Source organism: Algoriphagus sp. NBT04N3 (assembly GCF_019443765.1).
GTDB classification, from domain to species: domain Bacteria; phylum Bacteroidota; class Bacteroidia; order Cytophagales; family Cyclobacteriaceae; genus Algoriphagus; species Algoriphagus ornithinivorans.
Genome location: NZ_CP048415.1, coordinates 2,668,158 through 2,687,706 on the forward strand (window position 1 = coordinate 2,668,158; position 19,549 = coordinate 2,687,706).

General features: G+C 39.2%; 19 protein-coding genes. 8 read left to right on the forward strand and 11 right to left on the reverse strand.

Translation table 11 applies throughout. The features are described 5' to 3' along the window. Positions 1-5: 5 nt before the first annotated feature. Positions 6-1,274: a pitrilysin family protein gene (locus GYM62_RS11515; protein ID WP_255590358.1), complete on the forward strand. Its 1,269-nt coding sequence runs from the start codon at positions 6-8 to the stop codon at positions 1,272-1,274. Here the strand turns inward: GYM62_RS11515 and GYM62_RS11520 are convergent. From GYM62_RS11520 to GYM62_RS11530, 3 genes are read right to left on the reverse strand one after another with little or no spacing between them, the layout of a single operon-like run. Continuing rightward, entirely contained in the window at positions 1,271-2,227 is a 957-nt protein-coding gene (locus GYM62_RS11520) for a glycosyltransferase family A protein (RefSeq protein ID WP_219956502.1), read from the reverse strand. The genes GYM62_RS11515 and GYM62_RS11520 overlap by 4 nt on opposite strands. After that, complete coding sequence (locus GYM62_RS11525) at positions 2,224-3,144, reverse strand: hypothetical protein (RefSeq protein ID WP_219956503.1); 921 nt, start codon at positions 3,142-3,144, stop codon at positions 2,224-2,226. The genes GYM62_RS11520 and GYM62_RS11525 overlap by 4 nt, the downstream gene beginning before the upstream one ends. Next, positions 3,131-3,562 (reverse strand): FdtA/QdtA family cupin domain-containing protein, encoded by a 432-nt coding sequence (locus GYM62_RS11530; protein WP_219956504.1) that lies wholly within the window; start codon positions 3,560-3,562, stop codon positions 3,131-3,133. The genes GYM62_RS11525 and GYM62_RS11530 overlap by 14 nt, the downstream gene beginning before the upstream one ends. A gap of 86 nt (positions 3,563-3,648) precedes the next feature. On the opposite strand from GYM62_RS11530, the gene GYM62_RS11535 reads away from it, so the two are divergent. Further along, positions 3,649-4,266, forward strand: coding sequence for a YigZ family protein (locus tag GYM62_RS11535; protein WP_255590359.1), 618 nt, complete (start codon positions 3,649-3,651; stop codon positions 4,264-4,266). Here the strand turns inward: GYM62_RS11535 and GYM62_RS11540 are convergent. The 3 genes from GYM62_RS11540 to GYM62_RS11550 are packed head-to-tail and all read right to left on the reverse strand — an operon-like array spanning position 4,252 to position 7,486. Further along, the gene (locus GYM62_RS11540) at positions 4,252-4,854 is read right to left on the reverse strand and encodes a 3'-5' exonuclease (protein WP_219956505.1); all 603 of its coding nucleotides are present in this window, start codon (positions 4,852-4,854) and stop codon (positions 4,252-4,254) included. The genes GYM62_RS11535 and GYM62_RS11540 overlap by 15 nt on opposite strands. Before the next feature lie 4 nt (positions 4,855-4,858). Next, entirely contained in the window at positions 4,859-6,310 is a 1,452-nt protein-coding gene (nhaC, locus tag GYM62_RS11545) for a Na+/H+ antiporter NhaC (RefSeq protein ID WP_219956506.1), read from the reverse strand. 45 nt (positions 6,311-6,355) lie between these two features. Further along, a complete protein-coding gene (locus tag GYM62_RS11550; RefSeq protein WP_219956507.1) occupies positions 6,356-7,486 on the reverse strand; it encodes an FAD-binding oxidoreductase in 1,131 nt (376 codons plus the stop codon). A 75-nt stretch (positions 7,487-7,561) separates the two neighbouring features. Between GYM62_RS11550 and GYM62_RS11555 the strand changes: the two genes are divergently transcribed. Next, positions 7,562-8,041 carry a DUF962 domain-containing protein gene (locus GYM62_RS11555; protein ID WP_091649499.1) on the forward strand — a complete coding sequence of 160 codons (480 nt, stop codon included), beginning with the start codon at positions 7,562-7,564 and terminating at the stop codon, positions 8,039-8,041. A gap of 33 nt (positions 8,042-8,074) precedes the next feature. On the opposite strand, the gene GYM62_RS11560 is transcribed toward GYM62_RS11555, so the two are convergent. Beyond that, positions 8,075-10,330, reverse strand: a complete 2,256-nt coding sequence (locus GYM62_RS11560) for a patatin-like phospholipase family protein (RefSeq protein ID WP_219956508.1) — start codon at positions 10,328-10,330, stop codon at positions 8,075-8,077. Between the two features lie 167 nt (positions 10,331-10,497). Between GYM62_RS11560 and GYM62_RS11565 the strand changes: the two genes are divergently transcribed. Next, positions 10,498-10,992 carry a DUF4494 domain-containing protein gene (locus GYM62_RS11565; protein ID WP_091649493.1) on the forward strand — a complete coding sequence of 165 codons (495 nt, stop codon included), beginning with the start codon at positions 10,498-10,500 and terminating at the stop codon, positions 10,990-10,992. A gap of 53 nt (positions 10,993-11,045) precedes the next feature. On the opposite strand, the gene GYM62_RS11570 is transcribed toward GYM62_RS11565, so the two are convergent. After that, entirely contained in the window at positions 11,046-11,654 is a 609-nt protein-coding gene (locus tag GYM62_RS11570; RefSeq protein ID WP_219956509.1) for an HD domain-containing protein, read from the reverse strand. Positions 11,655-11,725: 71 nt separating this feature from the next. On the opposite strand from GYM62_RS11570, the gene GYM62_RS11575 reads away from it, so the two are divergent. Continuing rightward, positions 11,726-12,787, forward strand: a complete 1,062-nt coding sequence (locus GYM62_RS11575) for a PAS domain-containing protein (protein ID WP_144604225.1) — start codon at positions 11,726-11,728, stop codon at positions 12,785-12,787. A 52-nt stretch (positions 12,788-12,839) separates the two neighbouring features. Here GYM62_RS11575 and GYM62_RS11580 read toward each other — a convergent pair whose 3' ends face one another. Then, on the reverse strand, positions 12,840-13,712 hold the full coding sequence (locus GYM62_RS11580; protein ID WP_091649725.1) for an SDR family oxidoreductase: 873 nt from the start codon (positions 13,710-13,712) through the stop codon (positions 12,840-12,842). 194 nt (positions 13,713-13,906) lie between these two features. Here GYM62_RS11580 and GYM62_RS11585 point away from each other — a divergent pair, with 194 nt between their 5' ends. Further along, the gene (locus GYM62_RS11585; protein ID WP_219956510.1) at positions 13,907-14,704 is read left to right on the forward strand and encodes a hypothetical protein; all 798 of its coding nucleotides are present in this window, start codon (positions 13,907-13,909) and stop codon (positions 14,702-14,704) included. A gap of 49 nt (positions 14,705-14,753) precedes the next feature. Here GYM62_RS11585 and ahcY read toward each other — a convergent pair whose 3' ends face one another. Together ahcY and GYM62_RS11595 are read right to left on the reverse strand one after the other, a co-directional pair. Further along, entirely contained in the window at positions 14,754-16,073 is a 1,320-nt protein-coding gene (gene ahcY, locus GYM62_RS11590; RefSeq protein WP_091649483.1) for an adenosylhomocysteinase, read from the reverse strand. 75 nt (positions 16,074-16,148) lie between these two features. Then, positions 16,149-16,919 carry a biotin--[acetyl-CoA-carboxylase] ligase gene (locus GYM62_RS11595; RefSeq protein WP_219956511.1) on the reverse strand — a complete coding sequence of 257 codons (771 nt, stop codon included), beginning with the start codon at positions 16,917-16,919 and terminating at the stop codon, positions 16,149-16,151. 61 nt (positions 16,920-16,980) lie between these two features. Here GYM62_RS11595 and rsfS point away from each other — a divergent pair, with 61 nt between their 5' ends. After that, positions 16,981-17,328: a ribosome silencing factor gene (rsfS, locus tag GYM62_RS11600; RefSeq protein WP_091649477.1), complete on the forward strand. Its 348-nt coding sequence runs from the start codon at positions 16,981-16,983 to the stop codon at positions 17,326-17,328. Between the two features lie 65 nt (positions 17,329-17,393). Next, positions 17,394-19,487: an ATP-dependent zinc metalloprotease FtsH gene (gene ftsH, locus GYM62_RS11605; protein ID WP_091649475.1), complete on the forward strand. Its 2,094-nt coding sequence runs from the start codon at positions 17,394-17,396 to the stop codon at positions 19,485-19,487. Positions 19,488-19,549: the final 62 nt, after the last annotated feature.

The window sequence follows — 19,549 nt, forward strand, 5'->3', positions numbered from 1 at the left end:
TTGTGATGCTAGACAGAAGGCTTGCTCCGGAGTTTAGAATTCCGGATGATTTTGATTTGATAGAGCCTGAAAAACACATTCTCCAATCAGGAGCCAATGTTTTTCATATGCCTACGCCCAATTTGGATGCGGTGAAAATCGAAGTAATTGGTAAAGGACAGAGAGCAAATCTTCCCCTTTCTCAAACATTGTTGCCTTCCTTTACACTTCAAATGTTGGCTGAAGGCACTCATAAAAGAGATGCCGAACAAATCGCTAACTTTTTGGATTTTCATGCCAGTGAGATCTCTCCTATTCTTACTTTCGGGCATGAAGGCATGAGTATCTTGAGCACTAAACTCCATATTTTCGAAATACTTCCTCTTTTCCTGGAAATGATAGAGACTCCAACTTTCCCTTTGGAAATGCTGGCAAAAAGAAAATCTCAGAGAAGATTGAGTATTCAACTGGAGAAAGAAAAAACTGCATCCCGAGCTAGTCAATTATTTAGGCAATCGCTTTTCGGAAAAAACCACCCTTATGGAGTGGAGATTGATTTCGAACATGTAGATGAAATCAAGCAAGAGCAACTTTACTTCTATTCCTCACAGCTTCTTTGGCAGAACTTGGAAATATTTGTTACCGGAAACTTCTCGAGTTCAGAATGGGAAAAGTTAATAGAATTCTTGGAGCAAATTCCGAATAGAAAAGGATTGGAACCCATTTTACTACCTCAACCTGAACCGATTGACAGTTTTCATGAAATTAGGGAAAGTGCAGTGCAGAGCAGTGTACGGGTTGGAAAATTTTCGATCCCAAAAACTCATCCCGATTTTATTCCTTTGTCAGTTTTCAATACCATTTTAGGGGGATATTTCGGATCAAGACTGATTAAAAATATCCGGGAAGACAAGGGTCATACTTATGGGATTTATTCCAGTTTGGCTGAAATTGGAGACACCAATTATTTTGTAATTGCAGCGGATGTACAAAAAGCATTCACGGATGAGGTAATTAGAGAAATCGAACACGAAGTGCAATTATTGTGTCGGGAGCCCTTGAATCAGGATGAATTGGAGATTGTACGAAACTACCAAATCGGACAAATGCTTTCTAGATTTAGTTCTGCTTTTGATTTGATGGATAGGTTTAGAGCAGTTCATCACTCCAGCCTAGACTTAGATTTTTACCAAAAAAAATTAAGCTTCTTGAAGGAATTTTCGGCAGAGGATATCCTGAAAATCGGTAAAAAGTATTTCAAAGATCAACAGCTCACCCAAGTAATTGTAGGCTAGGTTGCCCTAACGTACAGCCAGGAAAGATCTAATTTTACTTTTGCCCAAAGCTTGTAGATACTGAAAATAGGCGTCTTTAATCCTGTCTTTTCACCCAATTGAACAAGACCTTCTGCTACTTGGAAGTTTCCTGACCAGAGGGCGTGTTTCAATTCATACTGCAATCTTTTTCCCAAAGCTTTATTTTCAGAAGGAGTCCTATTCATTTCCAAAGCTTTTTCACAAACTTTCAAAGTGCTGGGCAACATCTTAGAACCATAGCGCTGGTATTGATTTCCAGACATGGAATTGTATAACTTTCTTTTCAATACACCTATATGATCAGAAAACACCAGATTATATTTTCTGGCTAATCTCAATTGGATGTCAAAATCTTCATAATAGAGATCAGGATCATAGCCTCCCTCCTTTTTTAAAATAGCTGCATTGAATACTACCGTAGGCGCACAGATAAAACTTCTTTGTAAAAGCGTCTCATAAATAATCCCCAATTCAATTACTTCTGAGAGTTCGCCGAAATTATTCCTTTTATAAAATGTATGTATGGCTCCTCCGGGCTCCAAAATATAGGCATCTGAAAATACAAAGGCTGCATGGGGATCTTTTTCTAATTCCCGGATAGAGTTGGAAATATGGTCAGGATAAAAAACATCATCTCCTGCCAGGTCTACCACATATTCCGCATCTGTTTGGAAAAGGACCTTGTTAAATAAGGCACAATATGGCTTACTTTCATCAAGATATAAGGTGTTTACAGGGAATAAACCAGTGTATTGGGCTACCCATTCTTGAATTTTCTTCTTAGTCTGATCCTTACTTCCATTATCAATGATCAGCAGTTCTTTGTTATAATAGTCCTGCATGGCGACGCTTTCTAAGCTCTCCTTGATCCAGTCTTCATGGTTGTATGCAATACAAATGATGACAACTTTTCCAGATTTACTCATCTTCATATGTCCTTAATCCAGATTATTTTATTGAATACATCATTTGAAAATTTTGCTTTAAAGAACATCAGGCTATGATTGGGTCCTGAATCTGTTTCCGAGGAACCAAGATCAATAAATTCTACCTTTTCATCAACAGCCAATTGAAATAGCCCCCAAAGAAGCAAGTCGCCTAAATGCTTGAATTTAGTATTGGAATCTACAGCCGAGAGATAATAATACATACTATTGCTACTCAGTTTGACAGCCAAAGAATGAGCTTGGGCGATCCCTTCATTTTTTATAGAAATCAAGAAATATCTTTCAGGGAAACTTGAGACTTTCTGAATCAGTCGGGACTCATCCAAATTTACTTGATAGCCTTTTCTTTTATTCCAAGAAACAATCTCTTGTAAGAAATTAAAGTTTTGAATAGAACTCATGCAAAGCTCTAATTTCTGATTCTTCAACTTCTTTGAAAATGAGCTTGACTCAGACTGAATGAATTTTTTCATTCTTTTGGTTCCACAGAAAAAATGATGAGCCTGAAGCTTTTCCTGGAAAAATCCTGAATGATATAGAAGATAATTGATCAGATCTGCATCTTCTGAGTAAGGTTTGGGGGCTTGAATAATTTTGACCTGCTTCACACCAAGGCTTTTCAGCTCTTCCAAAACGTAGGAAATAAACTCTTCAATCACTTGAGAGTCTAATCCTCTTTCAAGCCAAAAGCCACCCATAGGAGCTTTAGGTAAGGAAATAGCATGGTAATCAGAAGTAATCCGAAATGAAATCCAACCCTTTAGCTTGTCTTTTTTATGAATAGTAAAATCGAAAGCTTCCAGAAAATCGGCTAATACCTCTCCTGCCAAAAAATAATCTTTGGATTCAATTTGTACAGCCTCACGCTGAAATGTCACATGCTTTATTCTATCCTGATCCAAGACTTTCAAAATATGCTAGGTCACGAATGTAATCAGACTCAGAAAACTCTCTATCAGACATGCCGAGTAAAACTGCATCAGTGCTAAATGAAGTTTTTACCCAATGCATAGGTGGCACGAAAAGCCCTTTTCCAGGTTGATCCAATGTAAAGGATTGAGCTTGTTGCCCGGGTTGATGAACTTCTACTTGAATAACTCCATGCATTGCTACCAATACCTGAGACTCTTTCCAATGCGCATGATTCCCCCGACTTTCATTTTCAGGAACAGCAGTAATCCAAAAGCATCGCTGAATTCCTTTTGGGAATAGGTCGTTTTTTTCCCAAAAATGCAATTGCCCCCCTAGGTTCACTTTTCCTCCTAAATCGAGAATTTGTACTTTTTCCTTATTGATATGTAATTGCATTGCTCTGTTCAAGAGATCTAAAATTAAGACAATTCAAAGGGAAAAGGGATTACAATGCGTTAATTTTCTAATTTCGAAGTCTCGAATAATTTAAAACCTTGGAAGAGAATATAGAAAAAGACAGTTTTTTGACCATTGCCAAGATTTCCTCCGGGCTATATAAGGATAAAAACAGCAAATTCCATTACTATGCTTTTCCTGTTAAAACAGAAGAGGAAATCAAAGAGCAACAGGCCGAGTTGAGAAAAAAGTACTACGATGCCAGACACCATTGCTTTGCCTATGTACTGGGACGTGATGGAGATATTTTCAGGGCCTCGGATGATGGAGAACCCAATCATAGCGCTGGAGATCCTATCCTTGGGCAAATAAGATCCAATAATCTAACCAATATTTTGATCGTAGTGGTTCGGTATTTTGGAGGAACCAAACTAGGAGTAAGCGGGCTGATCCAAGCTTATAAGACCTCTGCCAGTCTGGCTATAGAAGAAAATGAAATCATAGAAGAACTGGTAAAAGAGCAAGTTCAAATCAAATTTCCCTATCCAGCTATGAACGAGGTTATGAAGCTGGTCAAGAGATTGGACTTGGAGATTTTACACCAAAAAATGGAATTAGACTGCGAGATGACCTTAGAGTTCAGGGAGAAGCTCAGGCCCTCTGTCTTAGAATTTTTAGAGGAAAGTCAGGATATTGAAATATTAGGACTTGAATAAAGAGTCCAAATACCCATCCTTTCTTAGTTTTTTGAATATCTCCAAACATGCCCAGGCATCTGTGGCTGCATATCTCTGCTGCTTCTCGGTGAGTTCCTCTGCTTCCCAATTCGAAACCTGCTCTGATTTAGATATTCTCATTCCCAAGACCATAGCGCAAAGATTTCTTACCCCCACATTGTGAAAGCCCACTTTCTTGAGTTCATCATTCAAATCGAAAAATGAATTGGGATAAAAAGAATCAGTCAACTTGCCCAATGCTTTGATGTCATCATGCACAGCAGCACCAATTTTGACGATATTTTCCTTTTCCAAAAGATTTCTGACCGAGTCCGGAAAACCCACTTCATTCAAACGAAATAGAAATGCCTGCTCTGGGGTAGAAAGCTGCAATAAAGAAACTTGATTGATGATCCCTTTTTTGAAGGATGGTTTGGTCTCGGTATCAAAACCCAACATAGGTTGATCCTCGAGAAAATCGACTACCTCCTGCACATCATCTGCCTGGTCAATCAGGTAAATTTCGCCTTCAAACTGCCCTAAAGGAAGAGCGTTTACTTCATCTTTGCTAATCCGAAATGGAATCATGCCACTAAACTTCTTCCTCCTCGTAATAATTAATACCAATGTTCAAATACCCATAAAGAATGGTCATAAATGGGCTAATAATATTAAAAAAACAATAAGGTGCATACACTAATGTAGCCACTCCCAATACCGAAGCCTGCGTTGCTCCACAAGTATTCCATGGAACCAATACAGAAGTAACAGTCGCTGAATCCTCCAACGTTCTACTCAAATTCTCAGGCTTCAATTTCCTCTTTTTGTAGACATCCGCATACATTCTACCTGGGACCAAGATCGCCAAATATTGATCTGAAGTGGTAATGTTAAAGAACACACAGGTAGCTGCGGTAGAAGCAATCAAAGACCCTACACGATGAACTTTCTGAATTACAGCCTCAGCCAATACTCTTAGCATGCCACTTACTTCCATAATACCTCCAAAGATCATCGCACAGATAATCAACCAAATGGTATTAAGCATCCCTCCCATTCCTCTGGTCACCAATAATTCATTCACTACATCATTACTGGTCACAACAGATATCTCTCCGTAAAGCGACATCATCACTGCCTTAAAACTCAAATAAGCGTATGAGCCACCTTCATCAGCAATCAAGGCGATTATTTCAGGTTGAAATATAATTGCAAATACCCCACCTAGTAGAGCTCCAACCAATAAAGCAGGAATTGCAGGTACTTTTTTCACGATCAAAACCAAAACCACCAAGGGCACGATAAATAACCAACCGTTGATATTAAAGTTTTCCTGAATCACCTGAGAAATTGCCTTCACATCATCAACAGAGCCATTAGTTTCATAATTGAAGCCAATAATTATGAAAATGATAAAGGTAATGGTGATGGATGGAACCGTTGTTTTGGCCATATGCTTGATATGGGTAAATAAATCCGTACCCGCCATCGCCGGGGCGAGATTGGTTGTATCGGAAAGCGGTGACATTTTATCCCCAAAATACGCACCAGAGATAATTGCGCCTGCAATAATTCCTTCCTCAAAACCCAAAGCCTTCCCAATTCCTAAAAGAGCTACACCTACTGTAGCAACAGTAGTCCAGGAACTTCCGGTAGAAACTGAAACAACAGCACTGACAATACAAGCTGCAAATAGAAATATGGTTGGACTTAAGACTTGAAGACCATAATAAATCATCGCAGGCACTATCCCCGATAGCAGCCAGGTACCGGCTAGTGCACCAATTAGAAACAAAATCAGAATACTGGACATGGCTGAGCTAATACTCTTTACCATGCCATCTTGCAAGGTTTCCCAATGAAATCCTAATCTATAAATAGCAACCAAGGCCGCCACTCCAGCAGATAAAATCAAGACAATTTGATTGGATCCTGACAGTCCATCCGTACCAAAAACACGGATATTGAGAACCAGCAGAACTATCAAAAAAATGAGTGGAATCAGTGCATCCAGCACTTTGGGAGCTCGAATATTCTCTTGCATTAATCAGTAATTGGTGATTGAAGTCTTGAATCTAACCAAAAAAAATCAATTCCCTTTTCTCAAAAGGTCGCTAAGTTCTTTTCCTGCCTGCCATCCTAAAGCCACTCCCATCCCTCCGAGCCTTACCCCGGCAGCTGTTTTGAGTCCTACTTGCTGTATCAATGGAGATTTTTTAGCTCCAAAAGCCATGATTCCGGTCCATTCCCTATCCCATTCAATAGTTTTTCCAGGAAAAATCACCTCTTCTGCCAATTGTATCAAATGCTTTTTGATTTTGGGATTCACCTTATTTTCGGTTGTTTTTTCCCCTTCAAAATCTACATTTCTGGCACCTCCCAATAAGAGTCTTCCATCTACTGCCCTAAAATACACGTAGCCCTTGTCCAAATGAAAACATCCCTTCCAAGGAATTTCAAACTCTAAAGGATTAGAAACCATCACCAAACCTCTTCCTGGTTCCATTTCAGACTCTTTCCAGATTTTTTTGGTAAATGCATTGGAGCAAATGGCAACCTGACCTCCGAAAAATTCAAAAAACGGATTTTCAGACTTATCAGTAGCCAATATTCTTCCAGTGTCTTTTTCAATTTCCAGTACCTCTACTCCAGTTACGATTTTGACTCCCAATTCACCAGCTAAGTTCCAAAGGCAACTTAGGTATTTGGCGGGATCCAACTCACCTTCGTATCTATTTTTCACCACCATCTTGATTTTATCTGAGAAACCCATTTTCTCAAACTTCTTGACCTTGGAGAAAACTTTTCCTCCAAAGCTTTTTTCTAGAAGTTGATTGATTTCAGGAATCTGTTCAACTGCCCCAAGCTGATCCTCTTCTATTAGTTCAAAACCTCCATTATGCTTATACGCCAAGGCCTTATCCCCAAATTCTTTCCTGATCTTTTGGAGTCCTTTATATCTTCTATTCACCAACTCCACCACCTCATCTTGGGTCATACTCCAAAAATCATCCAATATTTCTGTTAGGGATCCAAAACATGCAAAACCAGCATTTTTGGTACTGGCTCCAACCGGAAAAATTCCTCTTTCCAAAATCAAAACACTGGCTTTCGGATTTTTACGCTTGAAATGAATAGCAGTAGAAAGGCCCACAAATCCTGCCCCCACCACAATCAGATCATGATTAAAAAAGTTTTTTGACTCCCAATAGCTAAACATTTTGGTTCAGTTTATAAATTTTGAAATAGAGAATTTGTAATTTAAAATCAAAGATGAGGAAAAACCCAAATAGCTATGAGAAAAATTGATGAACTCCTGCATGAATATGGCCTTAGCCATCAGAATCCGACCAATAAATTAATTCACTGGATTTGTGTTCCGGCTATATTTTTCAGCATAGTTGGGTTGATTTTCAGCATACCTGAGGGTCCCCTTCCCGAGTACCTTCCATTATTGGGAAATTTTGCTAATTGGGCAACCATTATCCTTTTCTTGGTATTGGTTTATTATGTAACACTATCAGCACCACTATCATTAGGAATGTTATTTTTCTCTGCTCTCTGCCTGGCTTTAGCCAACTTTCTGGACATCTTATTCCCCGGCAAGCTCTGGATGATCAGTTTGGGTATATTCGTTATCGCCTGGATTTTTCAGTTTTATGGACATAAAGTAGAAGGAAAAAAGCCATCTTTTCTGAAAGATGTTCAATTTCTAATGATAGGCCCCGCTTGGTTGATGCATTTTATTTATAAAAAATTAGGCTTAGCCTATTGATTTGAAAGCAAAAAAGGAGCTAAAAACTCCTTTTTATTTTTTAGAGAAAATCTCACTGACACGCTGAAGTGAATTCTGATTTTTTGGAGAGTAAATACTTAACAAAATGGATTGCTTCTCTCTCGCAGTTAGTCTCCAGTTCAGGGAAGCCCTTTGCATGGTTTGTTGACTGCCTGTGAGTTCTTCGGCCTGAACCAATTCCGGGGCATATTCAAACTCAATTTTTTCCAATGGAAAAGTCATGGACTCTGCCATATAATTGAAGAGAACCTCATTTTGAATGGTTTGAACATTGTCCCAATTGGAGTAAATATTTTTCAACGGGTTGAATACCTTTTCAAAAATTCGGGGGACAGGACTTTCTGGAATCTCGGTTGATTTTTCTGAATCCCTGATTGTAATCAATACTACTCCAGAGGTATTTTCAGCTATCCATTTTTGAAATACATAGGTAAATCTCAAAGCATCCTGAATCCCAAAGTTATCTGATAATCCTGTATCCATCGTCTCCATAACAGGCTCAGAAGGCAATTGCACATTGGGAGTAATAAAAGGAAAAGTAGCGCTCATTCTCAATGCAGAAAGAAAGCGTATGTCTTCTGCATCCTGCTCTCTGAAAAATCGCAAGAAATCTATGCTTTGTTTTTTCTCATCCAAACCCAACTTCCCCATCATAGAAGTACCCAAATAAGACATGGAATGAGGAGAGATAACCAGCTTTCTTCCATCATTGGTTATCAAAGAAGTAACTGGTAAGAGAGGGATTTTCCCACTTTCTTCAGGCTCCTTATAAGCATGCAACGGTTTATCCATGATGCCATCAGTATTGATATTCAACTGATTTTCAAAAGCATAGCCTCTATCCTTCAGATAACGCCTATCGTTATATTTGAAATATTGATTTCTGATCAAAAGATCATTGACTAGTAAGGAAAAGATAATTGGGTTGAGGTTATCAGCCGACATTTGATCCAGATACAAAGAATCTGTGGGGTTGACGGAAGGATCTTCCAAAGACCTGAGGTAAATTTCTCTGAAAAAAGCCTCTCCTAGAACCCCTCCAGAAGCACCTGTGAATAACTCTGTATGTTTAATTACTTCACCATCATTGATAGCATATAAATTTTGCAAGACTGATAATGTCCAAAGTGCAGCTCGCTGACCTCCACCGCTAGCAGCAATCAAAACCATTTTTGGTTTTTCTTCTACTAGGTTCCCTTTCCAATTATCAAGGATTTTTTCAGTGTTGAGCCTATCCTTTAGCACCGTGTCTGGATGCAGGATTTCATTGAGTTTATCCAGCGTATAGGAAGCTTTTTCTGTCTGATAATTCATCCCAAAAGCTTCATGAGGTCGATTTAGGAAAGGAAAGTTGGAGAAATAATTGGCTAATAGAATAACTGAAAAAACAATTACTGTAGCCCAACTCCTCAGCCAAAAACTGACCGCTCCTACCAACATCACCAAAATTGCAAGTAGTAAAGTTGCTGACGTGGCTGCAGGTAATTGAAGTATGGGTTCTTCTTTGAAAAAGCCTAAGAATAAAACGAAGATTATTAGAAAAATCTGAATCAGAAATAGATTGAGATGATTCTGATCAAATACCCTTAGTAATTTCCCACTTTCAAACCTTGCAATATCCGGTCGTACAGGAACCAGTCTTAATTTGAGATTGAGATAATAGTGTACTTGACCTTTCTTTGATTTAAGATCTTTATATCTACTCAGCACATTGGCACGGGTTAGTCTTACTTTTCTCAGGCGCTTATCCACTGAACCGGCAAACAGAATAAAAAAATCTTTATTGGTAAAGGCAATGTATCCGAAAATCAAACTATAGGAAAGGATACTTCCTAAGGTAAAACCACCAAAATACCCGGCAACCTGCCATTCTGTTTGAAGATTATTCTGAAGTTGGAACTCCACAAACCTAAAGCAATAGCAAGCATAGAAAATGGTGGGAACAATGGAATTATTAACGCAGAAATGAATAAAAGGCTTATTGATAACTGCCAAAAAAGGAAACTCCCGGCTATCAATAATATATGTTGTCATGTGATAGGCCATGGTAAAGACTGCGAATCCAATCCCCATCAACATAAAGCTCAACCAAGAAACCTCATGCAAGTATTCTGGATCCAAGAATAAAAACGGGATACCCAATACCACTCCAAAACCTTCAAAGGTAATTGCCAATAGCAGGACCCAAACCAGGATTAAGGCCAGATTTTTCTTGAGGTGCAACAAGAAAAGTTGGATGGGAAGACTATTCCAGAATTTATCTTTCATATGACTGATAAAAGATACGTTTTTTCTTAAAAGGGAAAAAAATTAAAACTCAGCCTATTGAATATCAATGTATTAAAATTCTACTTTCTCAAAGCCATTTATTTTCTCCTTTCCGAATATGGCCTTTCGATCTATAACTTTTACCTTCAGGCTCAAATTAGAATGATATGAGAACTTGGTTTTTGTGCAAAGTAAAATATGCAAAAGAAAATGAGCAGGGCTTGCTCAAAAATATATCCGAGCAGTACTTGGTAGATGCAGTGTCTTTTACTGAAGCTGAAGCAATTTTATACGATAGACTTGGCTCTCAGATTCGTGGAGACTTTCAGGTGACTGGAATTAGCAAGAGTAATATAGTGGATGTGTTCTTTTACGAGGATGCAGATCTTTGGCACAAGTGCAAAATCACTTACTTGGTAGCAGATGGAGAAAGTGGCAAAGAAAAAAAGGTGACACAATACATGATAGTCACTGCCGAAGATGTCAAACAAGCATTCGATAGAATTCAGGAAAGTCTCAGCAATATGCTGGTTAGTTTCCGAGTGCCTGACATCACTGAAAGCCCAATTGTAGAAGTCTTCCCTTACGAAAAAGATGAGGAATTGGCTTTGCCTCCGGGAAATTTCAAACCTCTGGAACAAGAAGCTGAGGAAGAAGATTAAAAACTCTCTTACAAATCCCCCAAAGCCTGCCTCTGGGGGATTTATTTTTTTATTTAAGAAAGAGCATCAATTTGATGCCTGACAATAAATTGGATCAAATCATCCAATGAAATCTCCGCTCGCTCACAAGCATCGGCTATATCTTCTCTACTTACCTGTGCTGCAAAAGTTTTATCCTTGAGTCGCTTTTTCACTCCTTTGACTTCCATTCCTTCATAGCCATTGGGCCTCATTAGGGAATAAGCATGAATCAAACCGCTCAATTCATCAAAGGCATAGAGCATTTTATCCATTTCTGTTTTTGGATCTACACCAAAGTATTTAGGACCATGGGAAGCAATAGCTCTGATGATTTCAGGATCAATATTTCTAGCCTCTAATTCCTCCACAATTTTATTACAATGCGTTTCGGGCCACTTTTCCCAGTCCGCGTCATGGAGTAATCCAGCCAAAAACCATTTATGCTGAACATCCTCTGAATAGGCTTTTTCTTTTGCATAAGAGCGCATCAAATGTCCTACCTGCCTCATATGAGCAATTAGTTTTTCATTTTCTACCCATGCATGCAAAAGTTCAAATGCCTCCTTTTCGGAAATCACATTTCCGCTGTTTTGAGGATCTCCAAACTCAGTTCTATTTAAATTCATTGCAGAATTATTCATTTCATATACTTTTTAATGTATTTTATAATATATTTTATGTAATTTGATTTGTTTTTTATGTACTTTTGAAAATGAATCACCCCAAATCCATCCACTACTTGGCTCAATTTGCCATAAGGTCAGATTACTTGATGCAAGTAACCTTGGATAAAAATGGGATTGTATTGAATTCAGATTCAGGATTGGGACCTACCCCATCGCTTTTCGAGAAAAAAGACAGACCCATTCAATTTGCAGACTGCTTTCTTTCTTCTGATTGGGTAAAATATGAAAATAACCGCTTAAAAGCATGGCAAAACCACCATCAATCTTTTGTGGTGGATCTTCAGAAAATCTCTTACCCATCAGGGAATTTAATTAAGACCAAATGGGAATTTTTCTTTTTAAGCTCAGAGATAGGAACCTGTCTTGGAATAGGGCATCCTATTGAAACTCAAAAACCATATAACATCGGTTTGGGTGATTTCATGGACAGTGAGGACTCCGCCAATGAAATCATGGATACTATCCTTGAAGATAGACTATTGGGATTTTGGGAGTTCAACCCTTTTGAAAAATCAAATACCATTTCTTCAGGACTAGCTCAAACGCTGGGATATTCAGAAGAAGAAATTTTGTCATCTGAAAAAATCTCTTGGGAAAAACACATTCACCCGGAAGATTTCAAACAGTTAACCATTGATTTAACCAAGCATTTCAAAAGTTTTGGTAACATCCCTTTCAAACGGGAATTCAGGTTGATTTCCAAAAGAAATCAAACTATCTGGATCATGGCTTTTGGTCGGACTATTCAGTGGACCAAAGAGCATCTTCCTAAGAAAGTTCAGGGAGTAATTTTGGATATTACAGAAAAGAAAAAGCAAGAGCTATGGTTAAAAGAGCACCATTATTTCCTCAAGGACTTGGCATTTCAGCAATCTCACACCCTAAGAGCTAAAGTGGCCAACATCATGGGGCTATTAGACGTGTTGGACATAGAGCAACAATCCATAGAGTCTAAAAGAATTGTAGAAATCATCAAGAAAGAGACTCAGCAGCTCGATCAGGCATTAAAGAAAAGTATCAAAGAGTCCGTCAATCAAAACAAAACATTTGAAAAAGAGGGAATCTCTTCCTCTTTAGACTTGGATTAGAGATTCCTTATTTTCCATTTTGCTTTGAGGTAGCCCCAAATCACTTTGGGGCTCATGCTTTTTTTCCTCTACTCGCTTCAAGCATATCCCACATTTCCTGAGGAATCTGATCCAGATTATTAAACTCTCCAGCTCCTTTCAACCATTCTCCACCATCTATGGTCATTACTTCTCCATTGACAAATGAGCTAAAATCTGAAACGAGGTAAGCGGCCAGATTTGCCAACTCCTGATGTTCTCCAACTCTCCCAACCGGCACTTTCTTGGCAGGATCAAACTTTTTTACCAAATCCCCTGGAAGAAGTCTACTCCATGCACCCTCTGTAGGAAATGGTCCAGGGGCAATAGCATTGGATCTGATTCCATACTTGGCCCACTCTACGGCCAAAGACCTTGTCATAGCCAATACTCCGGCTTTGGCAGCTGCTGAAGGCACCACATAACCTGATCCAGTCCATGCATAGGTGGTCACAATATTCAAAAATGTTCCATTCTGCTTTTTGGCTATCCAGTCCTTTCCTGCTGTTAAAGTGACCTGTGAGGTACCCTTTAAAACAATATCCAAAACTGTATTGAAAGCATTGGTGGAGAGTCGCTCCGTTGGACTGATAAAATTACCTGCAGCATTATTCAATACTACATGGATTTGCCCAAATTCTTTGGTAGCATCTTCCCACATTTTCTCCACCTGATCAATTTCCCTGACGTCACAGGCTAGCGGAAGAACCTTCCCTCCTTTCTCCTTCATCATCTCCTCAGCTGTTGCATTTAAAACATCTAGTTTTCTTGAGGTGATAATGAGATTTGCTCCTAGTTCCAAAAAATACTCACCCATAGAGCGTCCCAATCCAGTACCTCCTCCAGTGATCAAAATATTTTTCCCTTTTAATGCCCCTTCCTTGAGCATGCCTTCGTTTAAAATCATAGAAATTTTGGATTTATCTTTCTCCAAGATAAAGACTCGGCCTGGTAATTGAAAGAACATTAAGGCCGATACGAATTAAATTTTAAGATGATTTAAAAAGTTTGACTGGGCCTTTTATCATTTTCTAGTTTAAAAATCAGAAAGTATCTCACGCTATGAAAATAGGATTAAGCTTAAAAACAAATAATAAACTGATGAAACGAATTCTGTTTTGGGCGTTATTTGCAAGTATTGGATTAAGCTCCTGTCAGGATGATGTGGATAGAACTATCCAAACCAATCTTCCGGTGGAGTCGAGGCAACTTTTGGATAATTCTCTCAATATCAGCGAGTCTCTTTTTTTTGCTATCCTGCGATATGGAGATTACCAGTCTCCCAATACGATTATTCCAGGGTGTCCAACTGTTACTTTCACTGAATCCACCAGAACTGTCACCCTCAACTTTGACACAAAAATCGCTTGTGAAATCAAAAATCAAGTTGAACGAAAAGGGAAAATCATTCTTCAATACGGACTCAATTCACCTACCTCAAGCTGGACACTAACTTATCAGGATTATCAGTTTGGGGAGTTTAAATTACAGGGAGTCAGAACCTTTACTCCCAAAAGTTTGATTGAAATTCAAGAATCCTTTGAAGACCTCAGAATTATTTCAAAAAATGAAGCAGGAACAACCATCAATGGAAACTTAACTCATCAAATTTCAAGAACACTTTTTGGAATCAACACCATCAATAGTACGGGGGAAGTTACAGGAATAAACCCCGTAGGTCGATCTATCCAATTGATTGTGGATTCTCCAAGAAAATTGGAAGCGACCTGCATCAGGTCAGGAAAAGTTTATCCCCGAGCGGGAAAAGAATCTTGGAGAATCAGTAGAGAACCCGGTAAATCAGTTCTTCACTCTTTGGAATATGTGGCAAAAGACAGTTGCAAAGTAGATGCCTTTGCTCAGCTCTCCGACGGAAGAAAATTACTTCTCAATCCATAAAAAAAGCCCCGAATCACTTCGGGGCTTTGATACTTTAATTCTTAACGAATTAATATCTATAGTATTCAGGCTTGAATGGTCCTTCTACTTCAACACCAATATATTTGGCTTGATCTTCAGAAAGAGTATCGAGTTCAACACCCAATTTGGAAAGGTGCAATGCTGCTACTTTCTCATCCAAATGCTTAGGAAGCACATAAACACCAGGCTTATATTCTTCATGCTTTTCCCAAAGCTCCAACTGAGCTAAGGTTTGGTTTGTGAAAGAGTTGGACATCACAAAAGAAGGGTGTCCAGTAGCACATCCCAAATTAACCAATCGGCCTTCAGCCAAAATGATCAATTCTTTTCCATCCAAATCATAAAGATCCACCTGAGGCTTGATCACATTTTTTGTGTGACCATAGTTTTTATTCATCCAAGCCATGTCGATCTCATTATCGAAGTGGCCAATGTTACAAACGATAGCCTTATCCTTCATTGCTTTGAAGTGCTCGCCAGTGATAATATCCTTATTACCGGTAGCTGTTACAACGATATCAGCTTCTTTCACAGCGTCAACCATTTTCTTCACAGCATAACCATCCATAGCAGCCTGAAGCGCACAGATCGGGTCGATTTCAGTAACAATAACTCTTGCTCCAGCACCTCTCAAAGAAGCAGCAGAACCTTTACCTACGTCACCGTATCCAGCAACAACAGCAACTTTTCCAGCCATCATCACATCAGTTGCTCTTCTGATAGCATCTACCAATGATTCCTTACAGCCGTATTTGTTGTCAAATTTAGACTTAGTAACAGAGTCATTAACGTTGATTGCAGGCATTGGAAGAGTACCATTCTTCATTCTTTCATACAATCTGTGAACACCTGTAGTGGTTTCTTCAGATAGACCTCTGATACCAGCTACAAGCTCAGGATACTGATCCAACACCATGTTGGTCAAATCGCCTCCATCATCTAAGATCATATTCAATGGCTGTCGATCTTCTCCAAAGAAAAGAGTCTGCTCAATACACCAATCGAATTCCTCAGCAGTCATTCCTTTCCAAGCATAAACTTGGATTCCAGCTGCTGCGATTGCCGCTGCAGCATGGTCCTGAGTAGAAAAAATGTTGCAAGAAGACCAAGTAACTTCAGCTCCTAGAGCAACCAAAGTCTCGATCAAGACCGCAGTTTGGATTGTCATGTGAAGACAACCTGCAATTCTAGCTCCTTTCAAAGGCTGGGAAGCACCGAATTCTTCTCTCAATGCCATCAAACCAGGCATTTCAGCTTCCGCTAATTTGATCTCTTTTCTCCCCCAATCGGCAAGAGAAATGTCTTTTACTTTATACTGAATAAATTTTTCAGACTTAATTTCTGACATAGTGATATAGTTATTTAATACAAGACGTTTTCAAAAACTTTTGCAAAGGTACCGCTTAAAACCCGGAAATTAAAATTAGGTATGATAAACCGGAAATTGAATTTCTTTGAAATCAAAATATTGATTTTCACTATTTTCCAACTCCATTTCCAACTGCCCGTTTGGCCGCACATTGACAATTTTTCCTGAGAAAGAGTCATTTTTATGGTTGAAAACTGCTTTCTCTTGAAATAGAAACAGATGGTTTAAATATTCTGTTTTCAATTCAGCCCACTTTCTCTTTTTTAAGGCTATGTAAGACTGCTCTATTTGAGTGATCAATAGCCTAAAAATCTCCTCCAGATTAAATTCTGACCCCGTAATTTTTCTCAAGGAGCTAGGACCTAGTATATCAAAGTTCAATTGATTGATATTCAACCCTACCCCAACCACTGCAAACTCCCATCCTTTTCCACTATAAGAGTTTTCAATCAACATCCCTCCTATTTTACCTTCTCCGGGCACAATGAAGTCGTTGGGCCATTTGATTTGAATAAAAGGCAAATACTCACTTAAAACTTGCCTAATCCCATTTGAAACAGCCATATTTAAAAAAAATTGTTCTGAAACATCCATAAAATTTGGACATAGTACGAGAGAAAAAGTCAGGTTTTTACCTGGCTCTACTTTCCAGATATTTCCCCTTTGTCCTTTCCCTTGTGTTTGGTTTTCACAGATGACTATACTCCCTTCTTTGGCTTTGCCTTCCCTGACTAATTGGAATGCAATGTCATTGGTTGAGTGACAGTCTGACAGGAAATGCACATCTTTTCCCAAAAAAATGGTATTGGCAAGAATTTTATACATATGTTTTTGGTTTGCCTGATACCGATTAGATTTACAGGCATTGCAAAATTAAAATATAAATATGACAGCAGAACAGCTGAGCAAAATCATCGTCAAAGGTATGGAGGAAAAAAAGGCCTCCAATATCGTGGTGATGGATCTAAGAAAAATTAAGAATACCGTAAGCGATTTTTTTGTGATTTGCTCCGGCAACTCAGACACTCAAATCGAGGCAATTTCCGATTCTATCGAAGAAATGGCTTTCAAAGCGGGAGAATCCAGCCCTTTCAGAGTGGAAGGCAAAAGTGGTAAACAATGGATTTTGATGGACTATGTGGACGTAGTAGCTCACATATTTCTGAAGGACAAAAGGGAATATTATGGTCTGGAGGAATTATGGGGAGATGCGAAAGTTACCCGAGTTGGTTAAAATCCCTCAAACTTTAACCAGATCAAACCGTTTTACCTTAAGTTTAGAGAATTACTTATCAATCAATGAGCGAAAATAATAAAAGCAAAAAATTTGTCCCCAAACCGCCTCAGAAGCCAAACTTCCAGCTTTGGTTAATTGTGGTGGCAGTCATGGTCCTGATTGGACTTACTTGGATCAATCAGAGAGGTGCTATGGTGGACATCACTCAAAAGCGTTTTGAAGACATGTACACGGCTGGTGACGTAGCCAAGGTCATGATCGTCAAAAATATGGACAGAGTAGACATTACCCTGAAGCCAGCCGCTTTGTCTAAAGAAAAATATAAAGGTGAACTTGAATCGAATTCCACTTTTTTCAATCCAAACGGGCCTCATTATTCCCTACAGGTTGTTTCTTGGGATAAGTTTGCTACTGACTTTGGTGCCATGGAAGAGCAGAGACCGGACGAGGAGCGAATTGGATACTCAGTAACTACGGAAGAGAACTGGAGCAGCTGGTTTGGAAGCTTCGGCTTCCTCATTCTTTTATTCGTTTTCTTCTGGTTTATGATGCGAAGAATGGCTGGACCATCAGGACCGGGTGGACAGATTTTCAATGTTGGAAAATCCAAAGCACAACTTTTTGATGCAGAGAATAAAGTCAAAATCACATTTGATAATGTGGCAGGATTGGATGAGGCCAAAGAAGAGGTTCAGGAGATTGTAGAATTTCTAAAAAACCCTTCCAAATTCACCAAACTCGGGGGTAAGATTCCTAAAGGTGCTTTATTGGTAGGACCTCCTGGAACCGGTAAGACATTATTAGCAAAAGCCGTAGCAGGCGAGGCTGGTGTTCCTTTCTTTACATTGTCTGGTTCTGACTTTGTCGAAATGTTCGTCGGTGTGGGTGCAGCTAGAGTTAGAGACTTATTTAAGCAAGCCAAAGAAAAGGCACCATGTATCATTTTCATAGATGAAATTGACGCAATCGGTAGATCCAGAGGAAAGGGTCAAATGCCAGGTTCGAATGACGAGCGTGAAAATACCTTGAACTCCCTATTGGTGGAGATGGATGGTTTTGGAACTGACACAGGAGTAATCGTTGTGGCAGCAACCAACAGACCGGATGTATTGGATAGCGCCTTATTGAGACCTGGACGATTTGACAGACAAATCTCCATTGACAAGCCGGATATTGTAGGTAGAGAAGCGATTTTCAAAGTTCACTTGAAGCCTATCAAAACATCCGATGATGTGGATCCTAAAAAACTGGCTGCTCAGACTCCGGGCTTTGCCGGAGCAGAAATCGCCAACGTTTGTAATGAGGCTGCCTTGATCGCCGCAAGAAGGAATAAAACTGCAGTAGACATGCAGGATTTCCAAGATGCTGTGGATCGTGTAATCGGAGGTTTGGAGAAGAAAAATAAAATTATCTCTCCGGAAGAGAAGAAAATTGTGGCATATCACGAGGCTGGTCACGCTGTTGCAGGCTGGTTCTTAGAGCATGCAGACCCATTGGTGAAGGTAAGTATCGTTCCAAGAGGTGTAGCTGCTTTAGGCTATGCACAATACCTTCCTAAGGAGCAGTTCCTATATCAAACCGAGCAACTCATTGATGAGATGTGTATGACCTTGGGAGGTAGAGCTGCCGAAGAAATCATATTCGGAAAGATCTCTACTGGAGCTTTGAGCGATTTGGAGAGAATCACCAAAATGGCCTACTCTATTGTTTCTGTTTATGGAATGAATGAGAAACTGGGTAATATTTCCTTCTACGATAGCAAGAGTGATGGCTATAAGATGACCAAACCTTATTCTGAAGCTACTGCTGAGATGATTGATCAGGAAGTGCACAAACTGATAGAATTTGCTTATCAGCGTACTTTGGAATTATTGAGAGAGAAGAAAGGCGAATTGGAGACTTTGGCTAAAGAACTTTTGGAAAAGGAAATCTTATTCCAGTCTGATCTTGAAAAACTAATCGGAAAGAGACCATTTGCCAAAGAAACCACCTATCAGGCTTACACCAATAAAAAAGATGTGGTAGCTCCTGAAAGCAAAGATTCCGAACCTAAAGTCAAAGCTTCTGAATCGGAGGAAAAAGAATCAGAGGAAAAAGAATCAAATGAAACAGATTCAGTCACAGTTTCCGAAACGGATACAAAAACTGAAAAATGATTTCCAACAAAAGCCCCGTTTTAGACGGGGCTTTTTATTTTTGTTTCTGAAATCTATCTTTC